The sequence below is a fragment of the Terasakiella brassicae genome, from assembly GCF_014641495.1.
Classification (GTDB): domain Bacteria; phylum Pseudomonadota; class Alphaproteobacteria; order Rhodospirillales; family Terasakiellaceae; genus Terasakiella; species Terasakiella brassicae.
In genome coordinates this window covers 1-10,420 of the sequence record NZ_BMHV01000044.1, presented here as the reverse complement: position 1 = coordinate 10,420, position 10,420 = coordinate 1, and the positions used below count along the sequence as shown (strand labels likewise).

Below are 10,420 nucleotides of genomic sequence, written 5' to 3'. Positions count from 1 at the left end.
CGCCCCTCAAAAGGCGGCTTTGTCGTTACAAATACACCAACGCGGGGTGGAGCAGCCCGGTAGCTCGTCAGGCTCATAACCTGAAGGTCGTCAGTTCAAATCTGGCCCCCGCAACCACTAGAACCCTGTTACTTCGTTGAAGTAGCAGGGTTTTTTAATGCCTGCGGCGCTTAGTTTGACAGCGTGAATCTCCCCTGTTATCGTTACACATTCCTTACACATTTTACTGCTCCACTTGTGAAAGGCCTGTTATGACGGAAAAACACACCATTATGGGCGGCAAAGTCTATGTGTACCGCCGCGAAAATTCCAAGTTTTGGCAATGCTCCACCTTTTTGGCGGGGAAAAATCATCGCACTTCGACCAAGGAAGAAAGTCTCTCCCTTGCCAAGCAGTTTGCCGAGGACTGGTTCTTCTCCTTGAGAGACAAAGACCGACAGGGCTTAATCAAAAACGAAAAGACCTTTAAACAGGTTGCTGATCTGTTTGCCCATGAATATGAAGCCATGACGAAGGGGCAGCGTAGCCCCAAATGGGTCGAAGGTCATAAGGCGCGGTTGCGGCTGCACCTCGTCCCTTTCTTTGGCGATAAGGGGCTGTCCGAGATTACCGCTGGGCTGATACAGGAATACCGTATTCACCGCATGGAAACTGCCGCCAAGCCTCCGGCACGAAGCACCCTGCATGATGAGATTGTCACCCTAAGCCAAGTTCTCAAAGTGGCAATCCGCTATAACTGGCTGCAACACCTGCCCGATATGTCCCAGCCCTATGGCGCACAGAGCAAGGTGGTGCATCGCCCTTGGTTCAGCCCCAAGCAATACGAACAGCTTTATAAGGCCACAAGGCAGAATGCCGCTGCCACAGGGGGACGGCATAAGAAACAAGCTGAAGACCTGCACGACATGATCCTCTTTGCCGCCAATACAGGGCTGCGCCCGGATGAACTCTTTAATCTCGAACATCGTGACGTAGAGATTGTTGAGGACGGAGACACCGACGAGACAATTCTTGTCATTGAAGTACGGGGTAAGCGTGGCGTTGGGTACTGCAAATCCACCAAAGGCGCTGTGCGCCCCTATGAGCGCGTCTGTCAGCGCAATGAGTATGAAGAAAGCGATAAGGTCTTCCCCCACAATCATCTGCGTATGTTCAACCGCATCTTGGACGAACAAGACCTCAAGGTAGACCGTGACGGACAGAAACGCACGCTCTATAGCCTGAGACACACCTACATCTGCCTCCGCCTCATGGAAGGCGCAGACATCTATCAAATCGCCAAAAACTGTCGCACATCGGTCGAGATGATCGAAAAACACTACGCCGCCCACATCAAAAACACGCTGGATGCCAGCGCGATCAATGTGCGCAAGGTAAAGAAAAAGCCGAAGGGTCTTTCAGGTAAGAAAGACGCAACGGCAGACTACCTAAGATGACCCTCTCTCGAGCAAGCTGAGGGTCAGGGAACACAGCGTAAATGCCACGCGCATTTACAAGGTCAGGAATGGGTTTACGCAATTTGCAAAATGATCACGCATCATTTTTTAGGGCAAATATTATGAGGGCATGCGATTATGTAAGTCTCTTAGCTCTTTATATTCATTGAAGTTGTTGACGGTATCCCACAGCTTCTCAGTATTAACTTGGAGGTCATGGCTTTGGGGTTTAACGATAAAAAATTTTTGAAAACTACTTTCCCCAATTGCCTTCAGGATTTGAAGGCAATTATCAGCTCGTATACCAAGAGCAAGAGCTTTCATAGTTTTTAAAAGTTCAGGGTCTTGAATGGAACTGGGGTTTGGTTCGATAGAAAATTGTGCGTGAGCTAGTAGGTCAACGTAGATAACGACCTCATCTTTAGAAAGTGTCATTTTGGTTTCCTGAAAAAACTTCGCTATAGGGGAATTTATTAACCTTGGCGGTCTTTCATGACCAATTCTTTCAAGTTTGTAGGATCGCCTTGCACGATTTTTGTAATTCGAGCAGGAGCCCATCCATTTTCCAAAACAACATAAAGTGCTTTGTCTTTGGGGTTGTAATATGTTTCCGAACATGTGTCGTGCCAGCGTTTGGTATCGTATTTTGTACAAATCAAACCATCTTTCACCTCCCATGTTCCCAAAGCCAATGCTTTAGTAATTCCTTTAACGGTACTGTTACCATAGATTTTCTGATCTTCAGCCCAATATGAAGAAGAGTCAGCAAAGCCGTAGGTATTCCAGATAGTAATGTTCTTAAAGCTTACTTTCCCATTTGAATCTGGGTGAAGAGTGTTTTGTCCGACATGCAATGATTCTTGGACTGAAAAACTTGAATCAGCATTAGTAGTTAATTTGTAAGCCCCATCTTTCATTAAAGCATCCACCGTAACACGAGGACGACTTGCGCATGATGAAATAGAAACGGCGACTAAAAATACAACGATAACCCGAAGCATGATTCTCTCTTCCCCTGATCTTTAAATATAAGATTTCATAGTCTACCTAACTTCAAGCATAAATCTACACTTAAAGTTTAAGAATAACCGTCCCGTACATATATCAGTATCTCATATTGCTATACCTCAGAATTGCTTCAAAACTGTAGTTGGAAAATATTTTGATATCTTGGCTTGCACATGAATTGAGAATTCCAATCTGTATGGATTAAAGAAAATTCAGAGGATGATTGTTGATCTGTTCCCTCAAATGGTCATCACTGGCACTCATGTAAATCATGGTCGTCTTGATGCTGGAATGCCCCATCATTTTCGATAAAGCCAGCACATCGCATTTTGCCCGAACCATGAGCGTTGCAAAGGTATGACGTAGCTTGTGGGCAGAGAAATGAATACCTGAGAGCTTCACAACACGTTTGAACAGTCGTTTCAAAGTGCTGTCGCTGATCTTGGTTTGATAATGATGGCTGATGAAAAATGGGGAAGCTACAATCTGATGCTTTTCCCTTTCCTCTATATATTTTTGCAGGTGGATTTTGAGTTCCGGCGACATGGGGATAATGCGGTCCTTACTGCCTTTTCCGCATCGGATAGTAATGCTTGCTTCCTCAAGATTAATGTCTGTGAACTTGAGGTCAATCAGTTCCTGTCGCCTGATCCCGGTAAATAGGAACATGGCAAAAATTGCGATGTTCCGGCGTTTATGAAACATCGGCGGTGTGTATTCCGCTGGGATCGGCATGATCTGGACACATTCAAACAGGCGAACCGCATCTGCTTGGGAGAGCGCTTTAGGCAGTTGTTGTGGCAATTTGGGACGGGGAATATCTTTCAGCGGATTTACCTCAAGAGCCTGTTTTCTCACGCACCAGTTAAAGAACGAGTTAAGCGAATTATAATAGGCCATCAAGGTTCGTTCTTTCCAAGCCTGTTCTTTCATCCCCCAGAACATGAAATCCGAGAGTTCCAATTCATTCAGTTGTCGGGCGTGTTGATAGACTTTGAAGCGCAACAGGCTCTGAAAGCCTTCCCGGTACCATTTGATTGTTTTGGGCTTTAAACGACGAATATTTTCAGCTTCTGCACAAAACCTTTCGTGCAGTTCCTGTAAAGTCAATTGGGCATAGATTGACATAAGCAAGTTGGTTAGAAATCAAAAAGTGACCACCTGTCGAAGACAGTGGGTCACTCTTGAAGTCAAAAGCTTGGGTTTTTCTTTATCTGGTGGAGCATGGCGGAGTTGAACCGCCGACCTCCTGCGTGCAAACTATGATGACATTAAATTTTGCGCGATAAAAACGGTGTTTTTGGCTTCAGGAAGGCGTTTATCTAATCTGAATTGACAGTGCCTTCGTTTTTATGAATGACCTCATGTGTCATCCATACGCTACAGGAAAATTATCGAAAATCAAGGCGATCTAAAAACACCCCCTTAATTGTAAAGGTGGATGTCTTTTAAAATATCGTCTTTGTTTTTCTGCTCAAAACTGACATAGCGCATGGTGACGCGAATATCGCTGTGACCGAGTTGTTCCTGAATAACAAAGGCGGAGACACCTTGCTTGGAAAGGGTGCTGGCGTAAGTCCGTCTGAGGTCGTGGGAGGAAAAAATTATATCAGCAAGTTTTCCCAGCCGATCCGTCAAACGTCTGAATTCTCGTACCGCAAACAGTTTTCCAGATTTAGAAGGAAACAGGATCAGCGTTTTCATTTGAAAGAATTTTTCATGTTCTTTCAGGTAAACCTCCAAGGTGGATTGCAGATCATTGGTGATGCTGACAAAGCGATCCTTGCCACCTTTCCCGCTTCGCACATGAAGGTGGTGATCCTGAAAATGGAGATCATGGATTCTGAGATTAATGATCTCACTCATACGCAAACCTGTTTGTAAGGCTAAACTGATGAGGGCGTGATTGCGGATGCGCAGAAAAGGAAGGGCTGAAGATTTGAGCAGAGCGACATAGAGCAGCTTGTGAACCTCTTCGACGTTCAGCCCCTTTTTCTTCACCATGGCGAGTTTAGGCTTTTGAATAGCAATCAGGGGATTGTGTCGGGTGTGTTTGGTTAAAAGCAACCAGTCACCAAACTTCTTCAAATTGTTGTGGTGGATATGATAGGTGCGAGCTGCCCAGCAACGATCATTACGCCCATGATGAAAGAAAGGACGCAGATAATCGAGTGTCCAATATCGCAAACTCATGTGATCAGTATTGACGAATGCTCCGAACAAACTGAGGCTTTCACGGTAGCTCTGAATGGTCTTTGGTGACAGACCACGTTCGATTTTGACCTGCTCAATATAGTCAATGAACAGGTCTTCCAGTGATTGCCGATGAAAGAGGTTATCAAGCATAGGGTGGTGCTTAATATTCCGAAGCTAACAATACCGTCATAACCCGTTCGGTAATGGTTGGATCGGTTGGGTCTTCCGAGGCGTATTGCAGGGATTTATCGTAATAATCCATCTTGAAATTGATGCGTTCCCCGTCCACAGTGAGGGCCGCGAAATCGTGTTCGCCGTAAGGGTCATTATCTTTGTTGAAGTCGGTAAATTCCTGAATGGCTTTGAAGATGTTTTTTCGGGTGGTATCAGACAGGGCTTGAATGCCTTGTGTCATCATAACACGACCGCCAACGCCTTCACGACGTAATAGATCATTGAGCCGAGCGATTTTGTTTTCAGTTTCCATATGATTGAAATTAAAGGATGAGTTTAGGCTGTTGTGATTATTGAAAGTTCACATCACGTAAAAGTTTATCGACGAAGAGTTTGTAAAGTCGTTTGCCTGAAGATTTTTTATGTTTGATTTTGATGTAGCCGCGTTTTTGCAAGCCCTTTATGGCGAGGTCTTGAAGGTCGAGATCAAGCGGAGCGTGATGGAAGCGTTCGGCAAGGCTGAGATAAAATGACCCGTCCGTTTCCAGCTTTTGTGCTTTGGCAGCTTCAGCGTATTTATGAACGAGATAGCCGAACATCACGGATTCATCCAGTGTGATCGGTTGGCGATGAAATGAAAGTTTGGGCATGACAAGTGAGTTAATGAATATTCACCCATGAGTGTATGGGCGAGGTGGTTGGAATTTGGTGGGAAAATGCACTGGATTTAATAAGGATTTAATGGGGTTGGCATAAGGTTGGAAATATCCCTTAATTTTCTTCCCCATGAATATCTTAATTGTTGAAGACCGACCCTCGGTTGCCCAAGCCATTGCCCAATGTTTTGACGGTGTTGATTATGTTACAGCTGTAAAAATCGCTCATAATTTTGAGGCAGCGACTGCACGTATACGCAAGAAGCACTATGATGTGTTCTTGCTTGATATAAACTTGGACGGTTCACGCAATGGGCTGGAACTGTGCAAACATATCCGGCAAACCAATAAAGACAGCCTGATTGTTTTTATCAGTGGCTTTATTCAAGATGATATTTTAGATCAGCTTTACGGCGTTGGCGCAAACGACTTCATTCGTAAACCCTTTGTTAGAAAAGAAATCCGCCTTAAGGTCGTTCACTGGTGGAACTTTATCAAGGCGGGGCGGACGAAGAAACCCTGCCTTGAGTATCATGGCATGAGCTATGCCCTTGAACGAAGCGTTTTCAAGATTGAGGGCAAAACCATTCCCTTAACCAAAGCATTGAGGCGGTTGCTGATCCTTTTCCTGCAAAGCCCCGAAACGATCATTCCTTATAGCCGCATCCAGCAAGAAATCTGGGGCGACCATGACACTTGCCTGAAGCAACGTGACTTCAAAGGGCGGATTTTCGAGCTGAGAAAACGCTTACCTGTCTCGCATAAGGATTGGATCAAAAGCGAGGCAGGCGAGGGCTATATTTTGAGAAAAGAGCTGAATTAATAATCCAGTTCTGCTTCATTGGCGATTTGATAAACGACATGTTCAAAGGCAAACCACGCCAAATAATTTTTAAGGTCGCCTTTGATGTTGATGGGCATTCCCGTTTGGAATTCCCAATCTTCACGGATTTCTTCGATTTCATCGTAATGCTCATCGAAGAATTTATGGGTGTCGTGATAATAAGTCAGTTCAGGAACTGTGCCGGAAACACAACCGTAATTAAGAATGTTGGAAATATAAGTTTCTGGTACGTCATGATCCATGATGATTTGCGCGATATGGGCTTTCATGGAATGTGGATCATCTTGAATAATGTCATCAAGAACTTGGATAAGCCGAGAGTGTTCTGTTGCAGTTGTCATTGAAATGCGGATTAAGGAATAAGAACACCGCCCCTTCGCCCTCAGTTTAAGCGAAAAAGGCAAGAAGCAACTTCTGGCAAATTCTTGTCCTTTTTCGCCATGAGGGCATATTGAGCGGTTTCTTTTGACAAATCCGTTTGAGTGACAACGTAATTAAAGGATGACTTCGGCTTGCTTGTTTTGATCGGCGTTTGCTACGATTGTTCATGCTACATTCAATATCGACTTTCAGACGGTATCCTAAGGGGTACTTCATCCATTTTTGGAAGTTGATGAATGTAGCGTTCTCACACGAAGTATCCCTTAATTTGCTGTGTCATGAGAAATCGGGAAAGCAAAATCAATCTGGCGCTGAGTGAAATATATGCAGGATTGAGCGTTATTCGTTTTTTAGCTGAAGAGTATGAAGGTAAGATTGAAACGGATGATCTCGCCTTGTTTGATGCGCAGGTTCTTCATGCCAAAAAATATGCAGATGAGTTGGCTGTGATGGCAAGAGGAAAAAGATAAGAAAAACTTGATTAGTCGGCGTTACAATTTTTGCGTTTTCCGCATGTTTGAGCGATATCTGTTTCCAAAGCATGAGAAACCAATTGGAAGTTCCATTGGAATAACGTTGGAAAAATTTTAGAGTTCAACCTTACCCTTTATTTTTGAGATATGGTAATGCCGAAATCTAAGTTTTTTTATGAAACATATTTCTTCAAGTTTTCTCTGGCTGGTTTTGTTGCCTTTTCGTTTTTTTGCAATATTGCATGGTCTGGGGGCTATAGCGTTTCTCTACTTGGTCGGTCTTGGGAAAAATTATGTTCGAGTGATTCTTGCAAATATTGTGTCGGATATTTTCCAAAGTTCTAGCAACAGGCTAGATGAAGCGAGATTGAAACATTCACATATTTTAGCCGCAACAGGGGCTGGCAAATCTTGTGCGATTGAATTTTTTGTAGATCAACATATACGAAAAAAAGAAGGTTTTTTGCTTATTGAGCCACATGGTGAATTAATTGGACGAGTCTTGGCAAATAAACGATTTTCATTGCTCCATAAATCTCAGGCATACAAAAAATTGGAGTTCTGGGACTTTGACCAGAACCCGCCAGCATTGAATATTTTCGCGCTCCCATTACCTAAAAGTATGGCGAAACGACAGATGTTTATAAATGGTCTGGCGAGTGATTTAACAGCTGCATTTGCGGCAAATATGCAGCCCGAAATGACAGAATCTCAGTATATCATGTTGCGTAATTTGTTTATGGCTGTTTTTTATCAGGAAAATTCAACAATTTTGGATGTGTTGGACTTGCTCTCAGATGATCCAAAATTAAAACTGAAATCATTGTTGGGCAATTTGCCGACGAAACCATTGTTTAACTACTTCTCAGAAGATTATCTCAGTGCAGATGCAAAACGGACACGACGAACGCTAAGAGGACGTTTGAATAGCTTTCTTATTCCTAAGCCGCTTTATGAAAGTCTGTGTGCCCAAAGCTGTGAAATAGATTTTCGAGAAATCCTTTCCCAAGGGAAATACGTTTTAGTGAAAGCCACAACAACGTCATTGGGAACTTATGAAGCTGTTACCATTGGAAACATCCTACACAGTATCTTTTCGAAATATGCATTTGAAAGACTGGCGTTAAATGAGCCTGCAAAACCATTTTTTGTCTATTTTGATGAAGCTCAATATTATATGTCGGAACCTGTTGAACGAGCTCTAACCGGGGCAAGAAAAACAGGTGTGAGTTATACATTGGCACATCATGAATTGGGGCAAACTGGCATGTCTCCATCTGCGCAACGAACCCTCATTAACAATGCGAATGTAAAAATATATGGTTCCTTGAAATGGAAAGACATGAAGGATGGGGCAGACATTCTCGGGCTGGATGACCGTATTGCACTTGGAACTGTGAAGCCGGGTCAATTCTATATCAAGGCTGGAAAAGAACGAGTTTTTTTGAAGCAATTTCCTGTACGCTTTTCGATTAAAAAAGGTGGGTTTGGTAAAGGATTTTTTGTTAATGCTTATGCAAAAACAGAAGAAACAAAAGCCATGCTAAAACGGATAACAAAAAGCGCACCACCGCTCATGTACGAAAAGACCGTAGAGCCAGAAATATCAAAAAAATCCAAGTCATTTAACTTCAATCCTCATGGCAACATGCCTTTCTCATTGTGATCTTGCGATACTGTTTCAATTGCAAGAGAAAGTGAGTCTAACCATCTCGCATATTCATCAGTTATGTTTTAGCGGATTAAGCCGGGATAGTGCTTATAAGGGGGTGTCGAAGCTGAAACGCCGAGGGTTCGTAATTGCTCACTCGTATGATTTTGGTCGAAAAGGAAAGCTTCAGGATTTACTATTTTTAACAAAATCAGGTTTTGCTCAACTTCAAAAAGCTGGGCTTGTTGATACGGAATACAGATACAAAACACCGCCAAGTTTAATAGTCGACTATTTCCATCGGACAGCCATTGTTGATTATTGGATATATTTAGAAAGAGCCCTCAGTAACGATCAAATATATAAATTAGCAGACTTTTACCCTGAATTTAAGAAACTCTCGAACGGAAAAAGCATAACTCTGAAAGCAGAGTCGGCAGCGGGAGAAGTCTTGCAAGTCCGCAATGACGCTCTGTTTATAGTTCAAAAGCGACAAGCAGGGACTGAATTCTTGTTTATGTTGGAGATAGATCGGGGGACAATTCCGATCACAACAGGATACAATGTCGTTAATCGCATAGAACAAAACATGAAAATAAGAAGTAACCTTTTGACCAAGATCACTAAGGTGCAAAACGTCTTCGATCACTGGCAAACATTCATAAACGCACTTCCTCCTCGCTTTCACCACTTTGAAGGTGCAAGAGTATTGGTTTTGACAGGGGCAAAAAAGCGAATCTTAAATATAGAAAAAAGGCTTTTAATCAGAGAGCCTTATTTCTCTCTTGGTACCTTCATATTTCAAGTTAAAGAGTATTCTAAAAAATAGAAAACCTATACATATGTGTTTATTTTAGTTGCGATATAGTATTATTTTGCGAGATAGTAATATTAGAGTTTCATTGGGGGGATGATGCAAGACTTTTCGGATAGAGTATGGGATTGGTTCGGGTTTACACTAGCGCATATCGAGGTTGGCAAGAGAGCGTTTGAGTGGACGGGCGAAATATTTCCTAAATTTAAATATCATACCCCAAGAGGCAAAGCTCCTTCATATTTACGAGATGCTGCCAATAAAAATAAGAAATATGCTGAGCAGATTTCTGGTCACATTCGCGCATTGTTGGAAGGGCTAGAGACTTTGGAAGTTCTTGCAGTCCAATGTGCAGACGCTTGTGTGGATTGTTTTGACGACTGCTCCGAGGCAACCGTCCAAAAAGCCCTTGAGCAATGTTCTATATTCAATTCTACTAGGAAGCATTTGCCAATTCAGTCAGACATTAAAATTCTTCCCCCGATAGACGGTTGTTCAAATCATGAACTTTATATTGATATCGAATTACTGGAAAAATCACTTCGCTCAATAAAGAGTGAATTTTGGGACATTTTTGATCGTAAAGAATATCTTGTTGTATTTCCAATTTCTTTGAATCAAATGAGGGAAAGTGAAACTATTGGAGTTTTTAAAGATAGAATTCGGCAAGAAGAAGTGGCCCCCATATGTTGGACAGTTTAGCAGCGAATTTAAGGTGGGATGCCTGAGTTAATATTTATGCTGCGATACCGTTCATCGGGGTTAACCCCGATGAACGGTAGTAAAC

At 42.8% G+C, this 10,420-nt stretch carries 13 protein-coding genes and 1 tRNA gene; 7 read left to right on the top strand and 7 right to left on the bottom strand.

Features of this window, described 5'->3' with window-relative positions:
- The first annotated feature begins 40 nt into the window (after positions 1-40).
- A tRNA-Met gene (locus IEW74_RS16555) sits at positions 41-117 on the top strand.
- Positions 118-251: 134 nt separating this feature from the next.
- Entirely contained in the window at positions 252-1,436 is a 1,185-nt protein-coding gene (locus IEW74_RS16550; protein WP_188667192.1) for a tyrosine-type recombinase/integrase, read from the top strand.
- Between the two features lie 120 nt (positions 1,437-1,556).
- On the opposite strand, the gene IEW74_RS16545 is transcribed toward IEW74_RS16550, so the two are convergent.
- The 6 genes from IEW74_RS16545 to IEW74_RS16520 all read right to left on the bottom strand — a co-directional run bounded on the left by IEW74_RS16545 (position 1,557) and on the right by IEW74_RS16520 (position 5,464).
- The gene (locus IEW74_RS16545; RefSeq protein ID WP_188667191.1) at positions 1,557-1,871 is read right to left on the bottom strand and encodes a hypothetical protein; all 315 of its coding nucleotides are present in this window, start codon (positions 1,869-1,871) and stop codon (positions 1,557-1,559) included.
- A 38-nt stretch (positions 1,872-1,909) separates the two neighbouring features.
- Positions 1,910-2,437 carry a hypothetical protein gene (locus tag IEW74_RS16540; RefSeq protein ID WP_188667190.1) on the bottom strand — a complete coding sequence of 176 codons (528 nt, stop codon included), beginning with the start codon at positions 2,435-2,437 and terminating at the stop codon, positions 1,910-1,912.
- Between the two features lie 208 nt (positions 2,438-2,645).
- Complete coding sequence (locus IEW74_RS16535) at positions 2,646-3,572, bottom strand: tyrosine-type recombinase/integrase (protein ID WP_188667189.1); 927 nt, start codon at positions 3,570-3,572, stop codon at positions 2,646-2,648.
- Positions 3,573-3,869: 297 nt separating this feature from the next.
- The gene (locus IEW74_RS16530; RefSeq protein WP_188667186.1) at positions 3,870-4,790 is read right to left on the bottom strand and encodes a tyrosine-type recombinase/integrase; all 921 of its coding nucleotides are present in this window, start codon (positions 4,788-4,790) and stop codon (positions 3,870-3,872) included.
- Positions 4,791-4,800: 10 nt separating this feature from the next.
- The gene (locus IEW74_RS16525; protein WP_188667184.1) at positions 4,801-5,127 is read right to left on the bottom strand and encodes a DUF3768 domain-containing protein; all 327 of its coding nucleotides are present in this window, start codon (positions 5,125-5,127) and stop codon (positions 4,801-4,803) included.
- A 37-nt stretch (positions 5,128-5,164) separates the two neighbouring features.
- Positions 5,165-5,464 (bottom strand): hypothetical protein, encoded by a 300-nt coding sequence (locus tag IEW74_RS16520; RefSeq protein WP_188667182.1) that lies wholly within the window; start codon positions 5,462-5,464, stop codon positions 5,165-5,167.
- A gap of 136 nt (positions 5,465-5,600) precedes the next feature.
- On the opposite strand from IEW74_RS16520, the gene IEW74_RS16515 reads away from it, so the two are divergent.
- Positions 5,601-6,293, top strand: a complete 693-nt coding sequence (locus IEW74_RS16515; RefSeq protein WP_188667180.1) for a response regulator transcription factor — start codon at positions 5,601-5,603, stop codon at positions 6,291-6,293.
- On the opposite strand, the gene IEW74_RS16510 is transcribed toward IEW74_RS16515, so the two are convergent.
- Positions 6,290-6,655 (bottom strand): DUF7222 domain-containing protein, encoded by a 366-nt coding sequence (locus IEW74_RS16510; protein WP_188667178.1) that lies wholly within the window; start codon positions 6,653-6,655, stop codon positions 6,290-6,292. The genes IEW74_RS16515 and IEW74_RS16510 overlap by 4 nt on opposite strands.
- Before the next feature lie 318 nt (positions 6,656-6,973).
- Between IEW74_RS16510 and IEW74_RS16505 the strand changes: the two genes are divergently transcribed.
- The 4 genes from IEW74_RS16505 to IEW74_RS16490 all read left to right on the top strand — a co-directional run bounded on the left by IEW74_RS16505 (position 6,974) and on the right by IEW74_RS16490 (position 10,335).
- Complete coding sequence (locus tag IEW74_RS16505; RefSeq protein WP_188667175.1) at positions 6,974-7,165, top strand: hypothetical protein; 192 nt, start codon at positions 6,974-6,976, stop codon at positions 7,163-7,165.
- A gap of 178 nt (positions 7,166-7,343) precedes the next feature.
- A complete protein-coding gene (locus IEW74_RS16500; protein WP_188667173.1) occupies positions 7,344-8,834 on the top strand; it encodes a helicase HerA domain-containing protein in 1,491 nt (496 codons plus the stop codon).
- 31 nt (positions 8,835-8,865) lie between these two features.
- Positions 8,866-9,648 (top strand): replication-relaxation family protein, encoded by a 783-nt coding sequence (locus IEW74_RS16495; RefSeq protein ID WP_188667171.1) that lies wholly within the window; start codon positions 8,866-8,868, stop codon positions 9,646-9,648.
- Between the two features lie 81 nt (positions 9,649-9,729).
- On the top strand, positions 9,730-10,335 hold the full coding sequence (locus IEW74_RS16490; protein ID WP_188667169.1) for a hypothetical protein: 606 nt from the start codon (positions 9,730-9,732) through the stop codon (positions 10,333-10,335).
- Positions 10,336-10,420: the final 85 nt, after the last annotated feature.

Bases quoted from the DNA above. Each gene is read 5' to 3' on its own strand.
- IEW74_RS16540 (WP_188667190.1), bottom strand. From the start codon at position 2,437: ATGCTTCGGGTTATCGTTGTATTTTTAGTCGCCGTTTCTATTTCATCA.
- IEW74_RS16525 (WP_188667184.1), bottom strand. From the start codon at position 5,127: ATGGAAACTGAAAACAAAATCGCTCGGCTCAATGATCTATTACGTCGT.
- IEW74_RS16520 (WP_188667182.1), bottom strand. From the start codon at position 5,464: ATGCCCAAACTTTCATTTCATCGCCAACCGATCACACTGGATGAATCC.
- IEW74_RS16530 (WP_188667186.1), bottom strand. From the start codon at position 4,790: ATGCTTGATAACCTCTTTCATCGGCAATCACTGGAAGACCTGTTCATT.
- IEW74_RS16545 (WP_188667191.1), bottom strand. From the start codon at position 1,871: ATGACACTTTCTAAAGATGAGGTCGTTATCTACGTTGACCTACTAGCT.
- IEW74_RS16510 (WP_188667178.1), bottom strand. From the start codon at position 6,655: ATGACAACTGCAACAGAACACTCTCGGCTTATCCAAGTTCTTGATGAC.
- IEW74_RS16515 (WP_188667180.1), top strand. From the start codon at position 5,601: ATGAATATCTTAATTGTTGAAGACCGACCCTCGGTTGCCCAAGCCATT.
- IEW74_RS16505 (WP_188667175.1), top strand. From the start codon at position 6,974: ATGAGAAATCGGGAAAGCAAAATCAATCTGGCGCTGAGTGAAATATAT.
- IEW74_RS16535 (WP_188667189.1), bottom strand. From the start codon at position 3,572: ATGTCAATCTATGCCCAATTGACTTTACAGGAACTGCACGAAAGGTTT.
- IEW74_RS16490 (WP_188667169.1), top strand. From the start codon at position 9,730: ATGATGCAAGACTTTTCGGATAGAGTATGGGATTGGTTCGGGTTTACA.
- IEW74_RS16550 (WP_188667192.1), top strand. From the start codon at position 252: ATGACGGAAAAACACACCATTATGGGCGGCAAAGTCTATGTGTACCGC.
- IEW74_RS16500 (WP_188667173.1), top strand. From the start codon at position 7,344: ATGAAACATATTTCTTCAAGTTTTCTCTGGCTGGTTTTGTTGCCTTTT.